Consider the following 19,004-nt stretch of genomic DNA (forward strand, 5'->3'; position numbering starts at 1 on the left):
CCGGTCCGGCAGCGTGCGGTGCGGCTCAAGCCGGTGGGGGACGGGTATCGGCTGGGCCAGGACGCGCAGATCTCCGATCTGGGGGCCTTCTTCGCTTTGGCCGCCGAGCCGGCCGCCGTCGACCGACTCGTCGAACTCTGCGCCGGTCAGGGCCTCGACGCCGGGCTCCCGGAGAAGGCGACGAAGACTAGGGTGATCTATATGCATCGTTTCCGATCCATGGCTTTCGTCGTTGCTCTGCTGGCCACCCTGGCCGTCCTTCCGGCTCCTGCGCATGCCGCGGCTGCTACCGGCGGCGTGATCGAGGGGACTCTGACCACCGCCGACGGCAGCGCTCCGGTTGCTGGCGCGCGCCTGCAGATCAAGGCCTATTCCGGTACGCCCAGCTACCTGCTCCCGGAGGCCGTGACCGACGAGTCCGGGCACTACCGGCTCGAGCCTCTGCCGGCCGGTCGCTACCGGATCGGCTTCTTCTTCGCCGAGACCGGCGACCAGCAGTGGGCTCCGCGTATGACTCGTGAGACCGCCGCCACGTGGTACTCGGTGACCGATGGTGGCACCACCGTTGTCAACGACTCGCTTTTCCCGACCGGCGACCTCGACGTGACCTTCACGAACGCCGACGGCCCGATCGCCGCGTTCTGCGCCGACGCGTCCGGTGGCTACTTCCTCCGCTCCGGTTGCACCACCACCGGCACCCTGAACCTGAGGGGCCTGCGCAGCGGCCGCTATGCCGTCCTGGTCTGGGCCGAGGGCGAGACCGCCGTATCCCCGGCCTGGGCCACCATCACCACCGGCAACCTCACCGCGCTCACCGTCACCAAACGCTGACGCGTCAGCCCGAGCACAAGGTCGTGACCTGAGGAAACAAGGGTCACGGCCTTTTTGCGCGGGCTCGAACACGGTCGCGGATCGGCGCCACCACGTCAGGGTCGGTGCGCAGTTTGGGCCGGTAACCGGACCGGCCGAGTGCGCCCGCGCAGCGCGTCGCGGGCTGCGGCCGGCCACTCCTGCCGGCGTTCGAACAGGACCAGCGTCTGGGTCAGCCGGGCGGCCAGGTCGTCCGGCGAGGTGAGCACGACCGTCCGCGGGCGGGACGCGGAATTTTATGACTCGGCCCTGCGTACTGCAAGGACTACGCCCCGTTGCCGTCTGAAAGCGGAGTAACTCCTAACTGGACGGAGGCAACAACGGATCGATGATCCAAGATTCCGGGTACGCCAACGCCAGTAGGTTCGCCTCGTCCGGCCCTTCAGCTGTCACAGACGCAGGGGCTCAAACGGTAGCGCGGCACTCGGGTTGAGGCAGAGTGATCATGACAACAGGAGCGGGTCGACGGAGCCGGATCGGATGGCGGCTGTTTCCGCTGGCGTTGATTCTGCCGGTGGTCCTGCTGTTCGGCATGGTGTGGCAGTCGATCGGTGAACAGGTGGACTTCGCCGACTTGGAGCGGGACGGCGTCCGCTACATCCAGGCGCTGGGGCCGCTCGAGATCGCGTTGACGAACGCCGGGTCGGCCGCTGTCAGCAACAGCGAGGCCCCGCGGAAACCACTGGCCGACGCGGTCGACGCGGTCGCCGCTGTCGACAACGAACTGGGCGAACGACTGCGAACCCAGGAGCGGTGGGCGGGGCTGCGGGCCAAGATCGAGTCTCTGCCCGACAGCGGCACCGCGACATCGGTCATCGCGGCCTATGGCGGCGCCAACGACCTGTTGCTGGCTCTGATCGAGAAGGTGCGCAACAACTCGAAGCTGATCCGGGACCCCGAGGCCGACAGCTACTACCTACAGGACGGCGCGGCCCAGGAACTGCCCGAGGGGATCGTTGCCGCCGCCCGCTACACCGACCTTCTGGTCGGCACGGCCGGATTGCCCGCGGCCGATCGGGCCAAGGCGGTGGTCGACATCAACTCCGCGCACTCCGACCTGGTCAGCAACGCGCGTGACCTGTCGGACGACGTCCAGCTGGCCGTGGAGGGCACCGGTAGCCGGAGTCTGGGCGGCGCGCTGCTGAGCAAGCTCGACCGCTTCAACCGATCGATCGACAACCTTCTGCCCCTGATGTCACCGGTGCTCGCGGGCACGGGCGGCATCGACGTGGCTCGGGTCGTCAAGGCGCGGGCCGAGATGCAGTCGGCCGCGGCGGACCTGTCGGCGGCGCTGCTGGCTCAGATCGACATCGCGCTCGAGGACCGGCTTTCGTCGCTCAGCCTCCGCCGCCTGCTGGCGATCGGGACGCTGGTGGTGTCGGTGCTGCTGGCGGCGGCGCCGATCGGTGCCGCTCTGGCCGCCCGGCGAAAGCCGGCCGTCCACCAAGACCAACCGGAGCGACGACGGGAGCCGGTCGGTGCTGCTCGGTAGGCTCCGCATCCGCGGCAAACTGACGCTGCTGGTGATGATTCCGCTGCTCGCCATGGTCGGGCTCGTGCTGCCGGTGGTCCGTGGTCTGGTCACCGACGCCGGCCGGGCGACCGACATCGACAACGTGGCCACCGTGGCCGGCCGGGTCGGCGCACTGCTGCAGGACATGCAGCGCGAACGGTTGCTCTCGGTCGGCTACCTGCTCGATGTCGTCAGCGAGGACGCGCTCGCGCTGCAGACCGCGTCGGTCATCGACCGGATCGTCGACGTGCGCCAAGACCTGAGCGACAAACTGCCACCGGTCGTCCGGACCGAGATCGACGGCGCGAGCCGGCTGGCCACCGTCCGCAAGCAGGTGCGGTCCCGGAACATCCCGCCCCAGCAGGTGCTCGACGGGTTCACCCCGGTGCTCGACGGCATGATCGATTCGCTGGGGCTGGTGCAGCGGGCCGATGCCGACACGGCGGCCGGTCAGCAGCTCATCGCGCTGGATGCCGTGCTGCGCATGGACGATTCCAACACCGAGAGCACCGCGCTGCTGGCCATCATGGCCGGAGGCGACGTCGGCCGGCTGTCCGTCCGCTACCACGAGGAAAGGGCGGAGTTCGGCACGTACCAGGCCCGGTTCGCCACCTTCGCCACCCAGCCCCAGCGTGATCTGAACGACCTGGTCGCCGCGGCCTTCCGGGATCGGGTCGGTGACGACTTCGACGCCCGGTTCGCGGCCGACCCGGTCAGGACGATGGCGGCGCTGCCGATCGCCACGCTTTTCCCCGCGCTGCAGTCGTTCAGCGCTCTCGGCGGATTCGTCGAGAAACGCCTGGTCGACGACGTGACCTCGTTGGTCGCCAAGCAAAGACAAGAGCAACTGACAATTGCGTACGGGTTGGGCGCCCTCGCTTTGGCCGTGCTTTTGGCGGTGTTGATTCTCGCGGCGATCGTGGCCCGTTCCGTCGCCGTGCCCCTGACCCGCCTCAGCCGGTCGGCCGCGCGGGTGGCCGACGCCGGCGAGTCCGAGTTGCGGCGGATCGCCGACGACGACAGCGAACCGGTCGAACCCGTACGCATCGAGGTCCTCGACGTCAATTCCTCCGACGAGATCGGCGACCTGGCGCGCGTCTTCGAACGCGTGCAGAGTGCGGCCTCGCAGCTCGTCGAGCGTCAGGTGCTGAGCCGGCGCAATGTCGCCGAAATGTTCGGACACATCGGACGGCGTACGCAAAATCTGGTCGGCGGTCAGGTCGGCCTGATCGACGAGTTGGAGCACGAGGAGGCCGACCCGGCCCGCCTGGCCAAGCTGTACCAGCTCGACCACATCTCGAACCGCCTGCGGCGCAGCGCCGACAGCCTCGTCGTGATCTCGGGCGCCGAACGGGACCAGGGCCACTCCACGCCGGCCCGGCTGGTCGACGTGGTGCGGCTCGCGCTGGCCGAGATCGAGGAGTACAACCGCGTCGACGTCGAGATCCCGCTCGACCTGTGGGTGGCGCCGGCCCTCGTACGCGATCTGGTGTTGATCTGTGCGGAGCTGCTGGAGAACGCGACAACCTTCTCGCCTCCGCACACTCGGGTCCGGGTCAGCGCCCGGCCCGGGCCGGACGGCACCCGGCTGGTCGTCGCCGACCGGGGCATCGGCCTGCCCGACGAGCGGCTGGCCGAGGAGAACGCTCGGATCGCCCGCCGAGAGCGCCTCGACCTCGTACCGAGCCAGGTCCTCGGCCTGTTCGTGGTCGGCCGCCTGGCCCGGCGCCACGGGCTGACGGTCGCCCTGTCGCATACGGACGGGGGCGGCGTCACCGTCGACGTGACCCTCAGCGGGCTGGCTCCGGCCAGCCCCGCGCCGTCGCTGTCGCCGCCCGACGGGGGCGCTCCCCGGGTCGAGATGGTTCCGACCGCGTACCGATCAACGCCGGCGCCCGCCTCCGAACCGCGGACCCATGAGAGCCGCCGGGCGATGGCCCGGCTCAGCGAAGTGATGCAGCGCGACAGCCGTACGTGGAACGGCTTCGAGATCAGCCCCGGACAGCCGAGCCCGGCGCCCGAGCCGGAGGGCCGCGTCCTCAGCCGGCGAGTACCCGGTGCGTCGCTGCCCCAGCTGGAGCCGCCTCCGCCACCCCGGGCTGCCGGGCCGTCGGCGGCCGCCCAGGATCCGGACGCGGCCCGCGCCCTGGTCGAGCAGCTCGACCTGGGCGTGACGCGCGCGCTCCACGAGGTCACCCACCGGAGCGGACAGTGAAGGAGAGCAGCGCGATGGACAGCACCCACACCAGGCCCGTCGCCGAGTTCAGCGAAGAGGCGAAGACGTTCAACTGGCTTCTCGGCTCGTTCACCACCAGAACGGCGGGGGTCGAGCTGGCGATCGCGGTGTCCTCCGACGGCCTCTTGATGGCGAAGGCCGCCAAACGGGACCGGGGCGACGCCGACCGCCTCGGCGCGGTGGTGTCCGGGATGACCAGCCTGGCCGCGGGCACGGCCAACTGGTATCGGCTGGGCGACCTGACCCGGATCGTGGTCGACCTGGAGGACGGCTATCTGCTCGTCACCACGATCAGCCGGGGTTCGGTACTGGGCGTGATCGCGAGCCGGTCGGCCAACCTCAGCACGGTGGCGTACGAAATGACGCTGTTCGGCAGCCGGGCGGGAGCGACCCTCACCCCGGGGCTGATCGCGGAACTCAATAGCGCCGTCCAGATGTGAGCGGCCAGTGGAGTGACAGAATTCCGCCGTACCTTCGGATGCCCCCGAGCGGCGCCGCACCCGCCGCAACCCCGGGCCCGCCCGGCGACGATCTGCGGCAGCGGCCGTTCATTCTGACCGGCGGCCGGGTGGGGGCCGACGATCGCGAGATCGACCTCGAGACTCAGGTCACCGTCCGGCCGCACAGTCCGTACGTGGGCCGGGTTCCGCTCGAGGCGCTGGGGCCGGAGATGCAGGCGATTGTGGCCCTGTGCGCAGAGCCGATCTCGGTCGCGGAGATCTCGGCCCGCATGCGCCTGCACCTCGGCGTCACCAAGGTCCTCGTGGCTGATCTGCGTGCTGTGGGCTACCTCGACGTGCACGTCGCCGACGTCGTCAGCGGACACTCGGCCGACACCATCCTGCGGGTGATGCAGCGACTGCGGGCGATCTCCTGACGAGCCGGCCGAGAAGGGGACGACACCGTACCGTCGTCTATGTAATGATCTCGGCTCCGAACCTCTTTCCTTCGCCGCAGGGATCGCCCATGCTCTCTTTCCTCAAGCGTTCCCGTTTCGGTCGCGGGCTGGCTGTCGCCGTGGTCCCGGCCCTGCTGCTGGGTGTGGGTGGCGCTGCCGCGGCCGCTACGCACACGCTCACCGTGACCGTGGTGAACCGCAACGGCGCCAAGGTCAATGCCGGCGTACGCCTGGTCGAGGTGTCGACCAGCTCGAGTTACACGATGCGCACCGGCACCGCCAAGAAACTGCCCAAGGGTACGTACGCCGTTCTGACCTCGGTGACCACCAACGGCACGATCACGTTGGCCGGAAAGACCGTGAAGGTGTCCGGCTCGTCCAAGCTGACGATCGACGCCCGGCAGGGCAAGCCGGTCGGGCTCGGGCTGAGCCCCGTTCCCAAGGGCCTGCAGCACTCCCTCACGATGCGCATCTGCACCCGGACCAGCGCGAGTGACGACATCGAGGCGTCCAACTTCACCGCCTCGAAGCTGTACGTCGTGCCGAACAGCTCGAAGTACCTCAGCTTCGCCGCGCTCGGCACGTGGAGCGACCTCTCCGGCACCACCGACAGCTACGCGGTGTTGCACCAGACCACCGGCGTGCCGGGCGGGCTGGGCAAGAAGTTCAACTCGACCAAGCTGGCCAAGATGCGGGTGGTCCAGAAGCGCGGCCCGTCCGGTTCCATCTACTCCGACCTGGCCGTGCAGCCGCAGACGAGCGGGTGCGGCAACGACCTGTACGCCGGTCTGGGCAACACCGACAAGCCGACCATCACCACCGTCCACGTCACGCCGGGCACGTGGGACTTCCGGGTCGGCTCGTCGGCGACCACGAAGACGAACGAGACCTGGGTCATCGGCAACTACTTCGCGAAGCGCACGGTCGCCGCCGGCAAGTCGTACAACCTGAGCTTCTTCAACTCCGCGTGGGGTCCCGGTTCGCAGCTGCCGGTCACGATCCGCGGGGTGGTCCAGTTCGGTCTGAACGACATGTTCGCCGATCCCGCGTTCCCCGGCGCCGGCTCAGTCGAGGGCGGCGACAAGGCGTCGGCGGCCCTGTCCTTCGGAGGCAAGGCGGTCGCCGTGAAGCAGGACAAGGGCTGGGAACCCGAGGCCACCCACATGTACTACACGGTCAAGAAGGCCGGCTGGTACACCCTCACCAACACCGCCACCCGCTGGTACCCGGAGATCACCTTCCCGTCCGGGATGCTCTCGACGACCAGCCGGGTGACCTACCGGTTCCAGACCAAGCCGAACGCCAGCGCGCTGGCCGGCGTCTACTCCGTGCACCTTTCGCCCACCGGCCTGAGCATGACCAACAAGGCCAAGCCGGGCACCACCACCAAGGTCGCGATCAAGCTGCTCCGGGGCGCGGTCGACCCGGACGCCAAGCGCGGCACCGACCCGAAGCTGAGCAAGATGACCGCGCAGATGTCGCCCGACAGCGGCAAGACGTGGCGCACCGTCCCGGTCGGCAAGGTCGGCGGCACCTGGTACGCGACCGTCACCAACCCGAAGACCAGCGCGGTGGCCCTGAAGGTCCGCGCCACGGTCGCCGGCGGCGCCTACACCGAGGCCACCGTCTTCCGGGCGTACGGCATCGGCTGATTTTTCGGTACGGCGGTCAGCTGCTCAGCGTCTCGACGATCTGCTTGCCGAAGGCCGGCAGGTCGTCGGGGTTCCGGCTGGTGATAAGCGTCCAGCCGCGGGCCGGGCAAGCGAAAACTTCCTCGTCCCGCCACTCCCCGCCGGCGTTCTTGATGTCGGTGCGCAGGCTGGGCCAGCTGGTCAGCGTCTTGCCTTGGAGGACGCCGGCCTCGACCAGGGTCCACGGCCCGTGGCAGATCGCGGCGACCGGCTTTCCGGCGGCGACAAAACGGCGTACGAAATCAACGGCGTCGGTGTCGAGCCGGAGCTGGTCCGGATTCGTGGTGCCGCCGGGCAGGACGAGCAGGTCGAACGCGCTCGGGTCGGCGTTCTTGACCGCCTCGTCGGCCGGGAACGTGTCGGCCTTTTCGACGTCGTTCGTGAAGGCCTGGATGGTGCTCTTCTCGGGGGCCAGCAGGGTCACCGTCGCGCCGGCCTCGGTGACGGCATCGCGCGGCTCGGTGAGCTCGGGCTGCTCGACGCCGGAGTTGCTCATCAGGAACGCGACCTTGCGGCCGGTCAGGGGGCCGGACATGGCAAACCTCTTCCGTCGACGGTGTGATGGTCGAGGGATGCCCGCGCTCTTGGCCTCCAAACTCGGGTGGATGAAATGCGGCGAACCGCCCCGAAACTCACCGGGGGCCGTCGTTACGGTGCCGGAGTGACTACCAAGAGAGATCGTAAAGGCACGAGCAGTGACTGTACGGTCGGTGGCCGTCGGCGCCGGGCCGGGTGGGCCGCCGCCGTGGCCCTGATCGGGCTGTTCGCGCTCAGCGCCATCACCACGGCGAAGCCGGCCCTCGCCGTGAACTCCGAACTCACGCAGAATCAGGCGGCCGGCGCCGTCCGGCCCCGGGCCGCGGTGCCCGGCACGTCCGGCATCATCGCCCTGCGTCCGGACGGCAAGGTGTTCGCCACCGTCAGCCGCGGCACGGTCCGGCAGTGGGCCACGGCCACCGGCCGCCGGGGCGGAGCGCCGCTCACCGGACTCGCGGGGACCGTCAACTCGGTCGTGTTCAGCCCCGACGGGGGGCAGCTAGCAGTCGCCACCAACCGTGAGGTCGCGCTGTGGGACGCCGCCACCGGGCAGCGCTCCGGCCAGCCGCTGGCCGGCCACGACGGTTCCGTACGCTCGGTTGCCTTCAGCCCCACCGGCCAGCTCGTGGCTACCTCTGGTGACGACGGCACGGTCCGGCTGTGGAACCGGGTCACCGGCAAGCTTGTGTACACGATGAACGGCCACACCGGCGCGGTCCGCCTCGTCGTGTTCAGCCCGAACGGCGCCCGGCTGGCCACCGTCGGCGCGGGCGACAACAGCGTACGGCTGTGGCAGACCAGCACCGGCCAGCCGATCGGCCCGGCCCTGACCGTGAACCCCGGCCCGGTGTACGCGATGAGCTTCAGCCCCAACGGCCGGCTGCTGGCCGCCTCGGGCGCGGGCAAGGTCGTACGCGTCTGGAACACCGCCACCGGCCGAGCCGCCGGCAAGCCGCTGACCAGCAGCGCGGGCCCGGTCTACGCGCTCACGTTCAACCGCGGCGGCAAACTGCTGGCGACGTCCTCGGGCGGCGACAACACCGTGCAGTTGTGGACCATGGCGACCCGCAAGGCGGCCGGCGAGCCTCTGGCCGGTCACGCCGGTCCGGTGCGGGCCATGCGCTTCAACCCGTCGGGCAAGGTGCTGGCCACGGCCAGCGACGACGGCACCGTACGACTGTGGAACGCCACCACGGGTGCCGCCGCCGGCCCGCCGCTGATGGGCCACACGGCCCCGGTCTGGGCCCTGCGCATCACCCCGGACGGCAAGCGCCTGATCTCCGCCGGCGCCGACAACAAGGTCCGCCTGTGGCGCATCCCGGCCCCGACCCCGGCCGCCTGACCTGATTCACCGGGCCGCCACCGCACACCCGCGGTGGCGGCCCGTCGCGATCACCAGGTGCGGGCCCAGTCGGGCGGGGGAAGCACCGGCAGTTCCGGTGCACCGACTATGGGTTCGAGGGCGTGGAGAATCGTGAGGTCGTCACGGTCGGGGTCGATCATCACTCGCCCGTAGCTGCCGTCGGCGGCCACGAGGAACCAGTAGTCAGGGGCGGGCCCGCCGTCGTCGAGCAGAGCCCGGGTTCGGGCGACCCGGCAGATCGCCTGGGCCAGCTCGAGCGGCGTGGCCCGGTTCAGCTCCCGCTGGACGGCTCCGCCGGTGAGCTCGTGGCCGAACGGTCCGTCGACCGGCGTGATGAGCACCGCCGGGTCGGGGCCGGGTAGGCGTTGAGTTCCTCGTGCGGCCCGACGTAGATCAGCTCGAGGGCAACGTCGTAGATCGTGTGCAGCGCCTGTCGCAAGCCGCCCGCGGGCACCCTGCTGTCGAAGTAGATGCCGTAGCTCATGCCCGTCCAGGGGTGTCTTGCCACGGCAGTGGGTTGGGAATGCGGCGCCACCACCAGCCGGTCGGAATGGGGCCGGTGGCGGCGGTCAGGGCTTGGCCGCCGTCGTCGGTGGTGAGCTCGACGAAGCGGCTGTCGACCTCGGCCAAGGGCTCAACATGGGCTTCGGCCGCCAGTTCGTCGCGAATCTTCAAATCTTCTCGGTAGTACTCGGCTGGGTACCAGCCGTCGGGTGCCCAGCCTTCGGCCAGCCGGCTGACCATGCTCTCCCAGGCGCCGAGCCGCATGGCGAAGTCGCGGGCCTCGGGCGCCGCATCGCGCACCCGGTCGGTGACCGGGGTTGGCATGCGGTATTCGCGAATCACCTCCGGTATGGGGGCCACCGGCAGGCCGGGAAAGGCTGCGAGCGGCTTCTCGACGGCGTCGATGCGCAGGATTGTGGGCCCATCGCTGTCCTGTTCGTAGATGCGGGCCCGGGTGCGGGTGCCGTCGGGTCCGACCAGATAGAACGCGCTGGGCGGAGCCGGCAGAGCCTGGTAAGCCACGACCGTGCGCAGCCGGTTGGCCAGCCAGGCGGCCGCGATCGGCTCGGCCGATGGGTTCGTGATCGCCGCGCCGGCGTAGACGTCCAGGTACCAGTGAAGGTCGCCCGACACCGGGGAGACCGTGCAGCTGACCGGCGCATCCCAATTGCGGTCGTCGTCCCCGTCGTCGCCCACGTCGACCTGGTCCGGCGTCACCGCGAGCAACTCGGCCAGCGCGGGCGCGAGCCGTTCCCGGTCCAGCTCGCCGTGGATCCAAAATCCGTAGTTCACGGCTCGTACGTCCCGTCGTAGATGGCCTGGGCTTTCGCCACCGCTTCAGGGTTGGCGGTGAAACGCGGGTTCCTGGTGAGTTGCGGCGCCGCGCTCGCATCGCCGCCGGCTCGGGCTATTTCCTTGAGCGCCGCGTATTCGTTGCGGTCCAGTTTGACCATACCGTCGCCGGAATCGGGGAAGACCCTTCCGCTGGGCTCCACGCCGTAGGAACGCCCGTTGATCTCGTACCGCTGGCTGGTGGGATTCCAAGTGCCCTCACCGGCCGCGATCGCCTGCACGTCGGTCGCCGCGACGCTCTCGTACCCGCGCAGGTAGACGGTGTTCTCCTGGTCGATCATGCCGCTGCGGGAGCCGGCGATGGTGTGCCGCTGATGCGGGGGATTCAGATCTCGGCCGCGGGCGCTTCCGGCAACCCCGTCGGCGGTCGGCCACGGCGGCCCGCTGCTGCTGTCCGCGGAGCTGCCGGATCCGGGCCGGGCGGTGCCGCGGCCGAGTCGGCCGTCTTCCGAGCGGTTCTGGGTGCGGGCCTGGGCGGCGGCGATGTTGTCCGGGTCTCCGCCGGTGGCGCCGGGGCGGGGGCGGCGAGGCGGAGGTGGATCGCCGCCGTTGCCGCCGCCGTGAGGGCGGGACCTGGGCATGCGGTCAGGGTATCGACGGGTGTCGAGGGGGCGTGTTTGCCCGAATGACTAAAGTTTCTTTACAGATGTTGACTTGCGGATCAGATATTTGGTCTTGTCGATGTGTCGCGCGGCTTTCATCCCCTCGGCGCACGGAAGGTCCGCCATGAAGAGAAAACGTCTGCTGACGATGCTGGCTGCGCTCGGGCTGGGCATCATCGGCGCGCTGGTGCCGGTGATGACGGCCGAAGCGGCCGCCGCGTGCGTGACTCCGTACAACAACAATGCGGTCTACACCAATGGCATGACCGCCTCCTACAACGGCCACAACTGGACCGCCAAATGGTGGACCCAGTACGAAGCGCCCAGCACCGGTGGCTCCAACGTCTGGCAGGACAACGGCGGCTGCGACGGCAACAGCGGCGGTGGCGGTGGCGGCGGCACCGGCAACTACCCGAACTGGGTGGCCGGGCAGTTCTACGCGGCCGGCGCAATCGTGCGCTACACAAACGGTCAGTGCTACCAGGCGTCGCACGAGAATCCGGGGTACGACCCGGTCATCAGCACCTGGTACTGGTCGCCCTATTCGTGCGGCGGCGGGAACACCGGCGGTGGGTTCGTCGTCAGCGAGGCCCAGTTCAATCAGATGTTCCCGAGCCGGAACGGCTTCTACACGTACACCGGCCTGACCGACGCCATCAGGAAGTTCCCGGCCTTCGCGACAGCCGGCAGTGACATGGTCAAGAAGCAGGAGGCCGCCGCCTTTCTGGCCAACGTCGGCCACGAGACCGGCGGGCTCATCTACATCGACGAGATCAACCAGGCCAACTGGCCGCACTATTGCGACTGGTCCCAGCCCTACGGCTGCCCGGCCGGTCAGTCGGCCTATCACGGTCGCGGGCCGATTCAGCTGAGCTGGAACTTCAACTACTACGCGGCCGGCAACGCCCTCGGTGTCGACCTGCTCAACAACCCGAATCTGGTCGCCACCAACTCGTCAATCTCGTGGCAGACCGGCCTCTGGTACTGGATGACCGGCACCGGCGCCGCGGGCACGACCTCGCACAACGCGATGGTCAACGGCAACGGCTTCGGCACGACGATCAAGGCCATCAACAGCATCGAATGCAACGGCGCCCACCCCGACCAGGTGCAGAGCCGGGTCACCAACTACACCCGCTTCGCCGGAATCCTGGGCGTGCCCACCGGCGGCAACCTGTACTGCTGATTCATCCCCGGAGACGGGGTGTCGCCGATTCGGCGGCACCCCTGTTTCTCGATTTCCGGGGCGTGTGAAACGGGATTCGTGTTCGCTGGAATGAGTGAGCAGCGGACCGGGGCCTGGTGTGGCGGCTGAGAACAGAAGTGGCCTATTGCGACTGGTGACGGACCGGCGCGTGGGCACGAAAATCATGATGGCGGTCGTCGCGGTGACGCTGTTCAGCGTGCTTGACGGCGTGATCGCGCTGCGCAGCCTCGGAGAGACCAACGACCAGGTCGCCGCAGGCTATCAGCACAGCCTCGAACTCGAGACCGTCGGGAACCTGCGGGCGGCGGTCAATCGCACCTGGCTCGCGGCCAACGAGTATCTGCTCGCCGTTGACGACGCGGGACGTACGCAGGCGAGGTCGGCCCTGACCACGGCCGAGGGTGAGGTCGAGAAGTTTGCCGGTGCCTTCGAGGCGTACCCGGTCGGCACGGGGATGCGTGGGGCCGAGGCCGATTTCAAGAGTGCCTGGGGCGAGTACGTCGAGGTGCTGAACACCCGCATCCTGACGCCCGAGGCTCTGCGCGACCGGGCGGCGCTGCAGACCGCCCGGACCGGCCCACTGGCCGACGCCATGACCGCCGTCCGCACCCCGCTGACGAAGCTGGCCGAGCTCACCGTCCAAGCTGCGGCGGCCCAGCAGAAGAGCGCGCAGAGCCGCTACGAGTCGACCAAGTGGCTGGTCGTGGCGATTCTGGTCGGGGGTGGCCTGCTCGGTATGGCGCTCGCCGTGGGTATCACCCGGCTCATCGTGCGGCCGCTGTCCACCTGCGTACGGGCTCTGAAGCAGGTCGGAACGGGCGATCTCACCGTACGCGTGAAGGTCGACAGCGCCGACGAGGTGGGCGACATGGCCCGCACGCTCAACGCGACCGCCGAGGCGATGGCCGGCACGGTCGGCCGGGTGCACGCGAACTCGGACCTGCTGGCCTCGGCCTCGGAGGAGTTGTCGTCGGTCTCGTCGCAGCTCGCGGCCTCCGCCGAGGAGACGTCGGCCCAGGTCAACACGGTCTCCGACTCGGCCGGGATGGTCTCGCAGAGTGTGCAGGCGGTCTCGGCGGGCGCCGAGGAGATGGGCCTGTCGATCCGCGAGATCTCCAACAGCGCCAACGAGGCGGCCGGGGTGGCCGCCGACGCCGCCCGCAAGGCCGAGTCGACCAACACCAGCGTGGCCCGGCTCGGCGACGCCTCGGCCCAGATCGGCACGGTGGTCGCGCTGATCACCTCGATCGCCGAGCAGACCAACCTGCTCGCGTTGAACGCCACCATCGAGGCGGCCCGGGCCGGCGAGTCCGGCAAGGGCTTCGCGGTTGTCGCGTCCGAGGTCAAGGACCTGGCCCAGGAGACGGCCCGCGCCACCCAGCAGATCACCGAGCAGGTGGGAGCGATCCAGGACGAGGCCGGTAACGCGGTCGAGGCGATCCGGCAGATCGCCGAGGTCATCGGCACGATCAACGACTACGCGACCACGATCGCGGCCGCCGTCGAGGAACAGACGGCGACCACGGCGGAGATCGCGCGCAGCGTCGGTCAGGCCGCGCAGGGATCGTCGAGCATCGCCGACACGATCACGGGCGTGGCCGAGGCCGCCCACCAGGTGACCTCGGGCGCCACCGAGACCCAGCGGACAGCCTCCGAACTGGCCCGCACAGCGGCCGACCTGCAGAGCACGGTCGCGACCTATCGCCTCTAGAACGACACCTCGTCGAGCGCGGCGATCTCGTCCGCGGTCAGCTCGAGCGTGGCCGAGGCGATGAGGGCCGGAAGCTGCTCGACCGTGCGGGCGCTGGCGATCGGGGCGGCCACCCCGGGTCGCGTACGCAACCAGGCCAGAGCCACCGAGGCCGGCTCGACCCCGTGGGCGTCGGCCACCTCGGTCAGCACCTTGATCACAGCCAGGCCGTCCTCGTTGAGGTAGGCCTTGGCGCCACCGCCACGCGGACTGCTCGCCAGGTCTTCGGTGGTGCGGTACTTACCGGTGAGGAAGCCGCTGGCCAGCGCGTAGTACGGCAGCACGGCCAAGCCTTCCTCGGCCGCCACGGGCGCGATGTTCTGCTCGTAGGCCTGCCGCGCGACCAGGTTGTAGTGCGGCTGCACGGCCACCGGCAGCACGAAGCCGTGGCGCCGCGCGACCTCGAACCACTCGCGGATGCGCTCGGCCGTGTAGTTGGACACCCCGACGGCCCGCACCTTGCCCGCCTTGACCAGCGCGTCGAAGGCCCCCGCGGTCTCTTCGAGCGGGGTCGAGGCGTCGTCGTAGTGCGCGTAGTAGAGGTCGATGTAGTCGGTGCCGAGCCGCGCGAGCGAGGCGTCGGCCGCGGCCGTGACGTTGGCCGCCGAGAGCCCCCGGAACTGCGGGTGCTGGCTGACCTTGGTCGCGAGGACGACGCTGTTGCGGTTGTTCCGGCTGGTCAGCCACTTGCCGATGATCGTCTCGGACTCGCCGCCGGAGTTGCCCGGCACCCACGCCGAGTAGCCGTCGGCGGTGTCGATGAAGTTGCCGCCGGCCGCGGTGAAGGCGTCGAGGACCTGGTGCGAGGTGGCCTCGTCGCTGGTCCAGCCGAAGACGTTGCCGCCGAGGTTCAGCGGGAAAACCTCGATGCCGCTGCTGCCCAGAGTGCTCATGGTCATCCCTTCGTCATTTGTCTGACCAATCAGATACCCGCCACCTGGGTCTGTGGCGCGTGAGCTTTCTCGCTTTGACTCAGCCGCAGCAGGCGCAGCGCGTGCTGGTCGGGGGTGCCCGCGGGCGCCGTGTAGACGAACATCGTCTGTTCGGCGTCGCCGGGCAGGGCCAGCGCCTGGTAGCTGATGGCGAGGTCGCCGACGATCGGGTGGCGGAACCGTTTGCGGCCGCTCGTGCGGGCCAGCACCTGGTGGTCGGCCCACCACCGGCGGAACTCCTCGCTCTGCACCGACAGCTCGCCGACCAGGGCCGACAGGTCGGGGTCGTCGGGGTGGCGACCGGCGTCGACCCGCAGCGTGGCCACCGTCTCGGCCGCGATGACGGCCCAGTCCGGATGCAGGTCGCGGGCGTTCTCGTCGAGGAAGATGAACCGCGCGTAGTTGCGCTCGCGGGCCGGCAGCGCGTTGAAGTCGCAGATCAGGGCGCGGGCGGTGAGGTTGACGGCCAGCACGTCCATGCGCCGCCCCACGATGAAGGCGGGCGCGGCGGCCTCGTCGAGCGTCTCGAGCAACTGGTAGGTGGCCGGGGCGACCCGCTGCGGGCGGCGGGGCGGCCGGCGACGGGTCTCGCGGGGGCGGGCCAGCTCGAAGAAGTGCGCCCGCTCGGTGTCGTCGAGGCGCAGCGCGCGGGCGATCGCGTCGAGCACCGCCTCGGAGGGGTTGAGGTTGCGGCCCTGCTCGAGGCGGACGTAGTAGTCGACGCTGACCCCGGCCAGCGCGGCCAATTCCTCACGCCGCAGGCCGGGCACGCGGCGGACGCCGATCGTGCCGCCCTCGGGCCGCAGACGCGCCCGCCGGGACCGCAGGAACTCCTTGAGGTCGTCGTTGTGCGCCATGTAACCAAGTATCGACGCGGCCGGGGCAGCGCCAAGGGTCCAGCCTGGTACCGCTGATCCTAGGGAGAGCCATGCCTGTCAAGGCCGCTCAACAGGGGTGCCCGACGGGTCGTATGGGGGCATGACCACATTTCGTTCTGCCCAGGTCACCGCGCCGGGCGCCCCGTTCCGCATCGTCGAGACCGAGCTGCCCACCCCGGGCCGCGGCCAGGTACGTATCGCCGTCGAGGCCTGCGGCGTCTGCCGCACCGACGCCGCCTTCGTCAACGCCGCCTTCCCCGTGTCCTTCCCCCTGGTCGCCGGGCACGAGATCGCCGGCCGGGTGGATGCCGTGGGCGACGACGTCACCGGGTGGGCGCCGGGTGACCGGGTCGCGGTCGGCTGGTTCGGCGGCCACTGCGCCGTCTGTGCGCCCTGCCGCGCCGGTGACTTCATTCATTGCGTACGCCTGCAGGTGCCCGGCTGGGCCTACCCGGGCGGCTACGCCGAAGCGCTGGTGGTGCCCGTGACCGCCCTGGCCCGGATCCCCGACGGGATCAGCGCGGTCGAGGCCGCTCCGATGGGATGCGCCGGCGTGGCCACGTTCAACGGCCTGCGCCGCAGCACCGCCCGCGCCGGAGACCTGGTCGCCGTGCTGGGCCTGGGCGGTCTGGGCCACCTCGCGGTGCAGTTCGCCGCGAAGATGGGCTTCGAGACCGTGGCCGTCGCCCGCGGCGCGGACCGGGCGTCGCTGGCGGCGGACCTGGGCGCCCACCACTACGTCGACAGCGCGGCCGGCTACGTGGCGGCGCAGCTGCAGGCTCTGGGCGGCGCCCGGGTCGTGCTGGCCACGGCCGGCGACTCGGCGGCCATGAGCGCCACCGTCGACGGCCTGGCCCCGGCGGGCGAACTGGTCGTCGTCGGCGCCGATCCCGCGCCCATCGCGGTGAGCCCGTTCCAGATCATCTCGACATCGCGGACCGTCCACGGGCACCCGTCGGGCACCGCTCATGAGGTCGAGGAGACGTTGCGCTTCGCGGCCCTGACCGGAATCCGCCCCCGCACCGAGACGCGGCCGCTGGCCGACGTGCAGGCCGCCTACGACCGAATGCTCAGCGGCGAGGCCCGTCACCGGATGGTTCTGACGAACTGAGCAGGCCGACCACGTAGCGGGCGCACCCCCACGAAACGCTCACGCCGGAACCGCCGTGGCCGTAGTTGTGCAGCACCACGGCGCCGTTGAGGCTCGTTCGCTCGGCCCGGACCCTGTCCCGGGCCGGGCGGATGCCGACCCGGCACCCGAGGACCTGCGCGTCGCGCAGCCGGGGTTCGAGCTCGGTGCAGCGGGCGATGATGCCGGCCACGGCCTTGTCGTCGGGTTCGACATCCCAGCGCTGCTCGTCGGCTGTGCCGCCCAGCACGACCACGTCACGGTGAGGTAGCAGGTAGGTGAGCTCGCGATCGGCGTCGGAGTGCTCGGCCAGGAACCGGTCGATGCCGGGGTTGCTCATCACCACCAGCTCGCCGCGGATGGGGCGCAGGGCGGGATCGGGTACGAGTTCCCGGGCGCCCATGCCGGTGCAGTTGGCCACCACGTCGGCCTCGGTCGCCGGTTCATCCAACGTGGAGATGCGCCGCTGTTCGACGATGCCGCTGTGCTTTGCGACGAACAGAGTCTGCAGATACTGCAGATAAATCGGCATGTCCACAAGGGGCACCCGATAGCTCCACCCCGTCGTGAAACCGCGGGGCAACTCCGCTCCGTCGCAGTACCGGAAGCCGGTCACCTTGGTCGCCCAGTCCGGGGCCTGAGCTGGGCCGCGAGATACCTCCTGCCCCTGGACCATGGCGACACCGGTGTCCTCACCGGGTTGGAGCGCCATCGCTTCCAGCTCGGTGAACGTCTGCTCAGCCCACTGCGAGGCGCGCTCGTCGTTGAGGAGGAACGGCGAATAGATCGCGCCGCCGGCATAGGACGTCGTGTCCGCCGCCTGGTCGGCCGACCAAACTCGAACCGAATATCCCGCCTCGGCCAGGCACAGGGCCGTAGTGAGGCCGGATACGCCACCACCGACGACAATGGCGTCCCCTGAGCGGTGAGTCATCGGTTGAGCGTAACGGCATGTCCCAGCATCGTGAATATCTGGCCACGGTAGGGAGAATTGCCATGGTCAACGCTTGCCGTTTGGAACGGGTCTTATCTTGCGTGCCCGAGCGCCAGTATCATGCCGTCGTAATCGTCGCGCAGGCCCCACGTCGGCACAGTGTCCGGCACATTGTCGGCATTGATGAACTGGCCGCGCTTGTCGACTGCGACGATCAAGCGCACGTCGGCCTTGGACTCTAAATACTCGCTGATGCCGTCCTCGTCCACACGGAATGCCGGGTATTCCTCTGCCGCGACACGGTAGCCGGTGGAGTTACGCATGAAGGCCGCGGCGAAGGGCGCCCCGGGCAGCAGCGATCCGAGGAACGCGTCCATGGCCCGCCGGAACTCGTCCGGGTCGTCGGTAATGGATTCCGCGACGAAAAACATGGTGCCCACGTGATATCGCGCCGGCTGGTCGGCGAGATCGAACAGGCTGCCGCGCAGTGGCCGGCCCATACTGGCCAGCCGAGCCCGCGGATGGCGGGCGTACTTGGCGTACGTGGGGTGTTCGCGCAACATTCGCCAGAACGGATCCCAGCGAGTCGAGTAGCGTCGCACCTGGTCCTCGAGCCATGCGTAGTTCTGCGCCCCGTACTCGAGCAGGGTGATCTCGTCGCAGAGCGGCAGCATCGCCAACGCGGGATAGAGATTGGCCCCGCTTCCGACGTCGATGCCGATCCGCCGGGTGTCCGTGGGCGCCGGCTGGTCGCCGAAGAAATCGCGGACCAGTCGCAGGAAGCGCTGGTCGTCACCGCGGAAGAAGGCGTAGTTGTGCTTCCAGTAAGTGTGTGGTTCGAACGCGTCCCAGTCAGGTGCGGCGGGCGCCTGCTCAGGTGTGGATGAGGATCGCTTGACGACCCGGGTCACCGTGCGTTGCTGCTTCACCGAAACTCCTCGGACTAAAGAAACCCTCGAGGCCTGGACACACTCTGTGCAGCATCACGATCACGATAGCCTCTACCGATTCCCGGTGAGAGATCTCGTAAAACCTCAGTGGTAAGAGCACATGTGTGCACAGACTCGCGAGGTTAGTGACGTTGTGCGCGGCACGACAATCGATTCTG

General features: G+C 69.5%; 18 protein-coding genes. 10 read left to right on the forward strand and 8 right to left on the reverse strand.

From position 1 onward, the window contains the following. The first annotated feature begins 18 nt into the window (after positions 1-18). The 6 genes from M1L60_RS32865 (at position 19) to M1L60_RS32890 (ending at position 7,169) form a co-directional block, all read left to right on the forward strand. Complete coding sequence (locus M1L60_RS32865) at positions 19-831, forward strand: carboxypeptidase-like regulatory domain-containing protein (RefSeq protein WP_253241442.1); 813 nt, start codon at positions 19-21, stop codon at positions 829-831. Between the two features lie 484 nt (positions 832-1,315). Next, positions 1,316-2,362 carry a hypothetical protein gene (locus tag M1L60_RS32870; protein WP_253241443.1) on the forward strand — a complete coding sequence of 349 codons (1,047 nt, stop codon included), beginning with the start codon at positions 1,316-1,318 and terminating at the stop codon, positions 2,360-2,362. Next, positions 2,349-4,598, forward strand: coding sequence for a sensor histidine kinase (locus M1L60_RS32875; RefSeq protein ID WP_253241444.1), 2,250 nt, complete (start codon positions 2,349-2,351; stop codon positions 4,596-4,598). Before M1L60_RS32870 ends, M1L60_RS32875 begins: the two co-directional genes overlap by 14 nt. Positions 4,599-4,612: 14 nt before the next feature. Next, positions 4,613-5,059 (forward strand): roadblock/LC7 domain-containing protein, encoded by a 447-nt coding sequence (locus M1L60_RS32880; RefSeq protein WP_253241445.1) that lies wholly within the window; start codon positions 4,613-4,615, stop codon positions 5,057-5,059. A 38-nt stretch (positions 5,060-5,097) separates the two neighbouring features. Beyond that, positions 5,098-5,496 (forward strand): DUF742 domain-containing protein, encoded by a 399-nt coding sequence (locus M1L60_RS32885; protein WP_253241446.1) that lies wholly within the window; start codon positions 5,098-5,100, stop codon positions 5,494-5,496. A gap of 89 nt (positions 5,497-5,585) precedes the next feature. Next, the gene (locus tag M1L60_RS32890) at positions 5,586-7,169 is read left to right on the forward strand and encodes a hypothetical protein (RefSeq protein ID WP_253241447.1); all 1,584 of its coding nucleotides are present in this window, start codon (positions 5,586-5,588) and stop codon (positions 7,167-7,169) included. Positions 7,170-7,185: 16 nt separating this feature from the next. On the opposite strand, the gene M1L60_RS32895 is transcribed toward M1L60_RS32890, so the two are convergent. Next, complete coding sequence (locus M1L60_RS32895; protein WP_253241448.1) at positions 7,186-7,743, reverse strand: type 1 glutamine amidotransferase domain-containing protein; 558 nt, start codon at positions 7,741-7,743, stop codon at positions 7,186-7,188. A 126-nt stretch (positions 7,744-7,869) separates the two neighbouring features. Between M1L60_RS32895 and M1L60_RS32900 the strand changes: the two genes are divergently transcribed. Further along, positions 7,870-9,087, forward strand: a complete 1,218-nt coding sequence (locus M1L60_RS32900) for a WD40 repeat domain-containing protein (RefSeq protein WP_253241449.1) — start codon at positions 7,870-7,872, stop codon at positions 9,085-9,087. 50 nt (positions 9,088-9,137) lie between these two features. Here the strand turns inward: M1L60_RS32900 and M1L60_RS32905 are convergent, their stop codons facing one another. The 3 genes from M1L60_RS32905 to M1L60_RS32915 form a co-directional block, all read right to left on the reverse strand. Next, entirely contained in the window at positions 9,138-9,449 is a 312-nt protein-coding gene (locus M1L60_RS32905) for a hypothetical protein (protein WP_253241450.1), read from the reverse strand. Between the two features lie 139 nt (positions 9,450-9,588). Beyond that, positions 9,589-10,404, reverse strand: coding sequence for a hypothetical protein (locus M1L60_RS32910; RefSeq protein WP_253241451.1), 816 nt, complete (start codon positions 10,402-10,404; stop codon positions 9,589-9,591). Further along, positions 10,401-11,045, reverse strand: coding sequence for a hypothetical protein (locus M1L60_RS32915; protein ID WP_253241452.1), 645 nt, complete (start codon positions 11,043-11,045; stop codon positions 10,401-10,403). Before M1L60_RS32915 ends, M1L60_RS32910 begins: the two co-directional genes overlap by 4 nt. 145 nt (positions 11,046-11,190) lie before the next feature. On the opposite strand from M1L60_RS32915, the gene M1L60_RS32920 reads away from it, so the two are divergent. Together M1L60_RS32920 and M1L60_RS32925 are read left to right on the forward strand one after the other, a co-directional pair. After that, a complete protein-coding gene (locus M1L60_RS32920) occupies positions 11,191-12,252 on the forward strand; it encodes a glycoside hydrolase family 19 protein (protein ID WP_253241453.1) in 1,062 nt (353 codons plus the stop codon). 169 nt (positions 12,253-12,421) lie between these two features. Beyond that, complete coding sequence (locus tag M1L60_RS32925; protein ID WP_253241454.1) at positions 12,422-13,984, forward strand: methyl-accepting chemotaxis protein; 1,563 nt, start codon at positions 12,422-12,424, stop codon at positions 13,982-13,984. Here M1L60_RS32925 and M1L60_RS32930 read toward each other — a convergent pair. Further along, positions 13,981-14,922: an aldo/keto reductase gene (locus tag M1L60_RS32930; protein WP_253241455.1), complete on the reverse strand. Its 942-nt coding sequence runs from the start codon at positions 14,920-14,922 to the stop codon at positions 13,981-13,983. The genes M1L60_RS32925 and M1L60_RS32930 overlap by 4 nt on opposite strands. A gap of 23 nt (positions 14,923-14,945) precedes the next feature. Beyond that, positions 14,946-15,812: a helix-turn-helix transcriptional regulator gene (locus M1L60_RS32935; RefSeq protein WP_253241456.1), complete on the reverse strand. Its 867-nt coding sequence runs from the start codon at positions 15,810-15,812 to the stop codon at positions 14,946-14,948. Positions 15,813-15,933: 121 nt separating this feature from the next. Here M1L60_RS32935 and M1L60_RS32940 point away from each other — a divergent pair, with 121 nt between their 5' ends. Further along, entirely contained in the window at positions 15,934-16,944 is a 1,011-nt protein-coding gene (locus tag M1L60_RS32940) for an alcohol dehydrogenase catalytic domain-containing protein (protein WP_253241457.1), read from the forward strand. Here the strand turns inward: M1L60_RS32940 and M1L60_RS32945 are convergent. Both M1L60_RS32945 and M1L60_RS32950 read right to left on the reverse strand, forming a co-directional pair. Then, positions 16,904-17,896: an FAD-dependent oxidoreductase gene (locus M1L60_RS32945; RefSeq protein WP_253241458.1), complete on the reverse strand. Its 993-nt coding sequence runs from the start codon at positions 17,894-17,896 to the stop codon at positions 16,904-16,906. The two genes, M1L60_RS32940 and M1L60_RS32945, sit on opposite strands and share 41 nt — an antisense overlap. A gap of 92 nt (positions 17,897-17,988) precedes the next feature. Beyond that, positions 17,989-18,825, reverse strand: coding sequence for an SCO2525 family SAM-dependent methyltransferase (locus M1L60_RS32950; RefSeq protein WP_253241459.1), 837 nt, complete (start codon positions 18,823-18,825; stop codon positions 17,989-17,991). Positions 18,826-19,004 lie beyond the last annotated feature (179 nt).

The sequence above is a fragment of the Paractinoplanes aksuensis genome (assembly GCF_024137025.1).
Classification (GTDB): Bacteria; Actinomycetota; Actinomycetes; order Mycobacteriales; family Micromonosporaceae; genus Actinoplanes; species Actinoplanes aksuensis.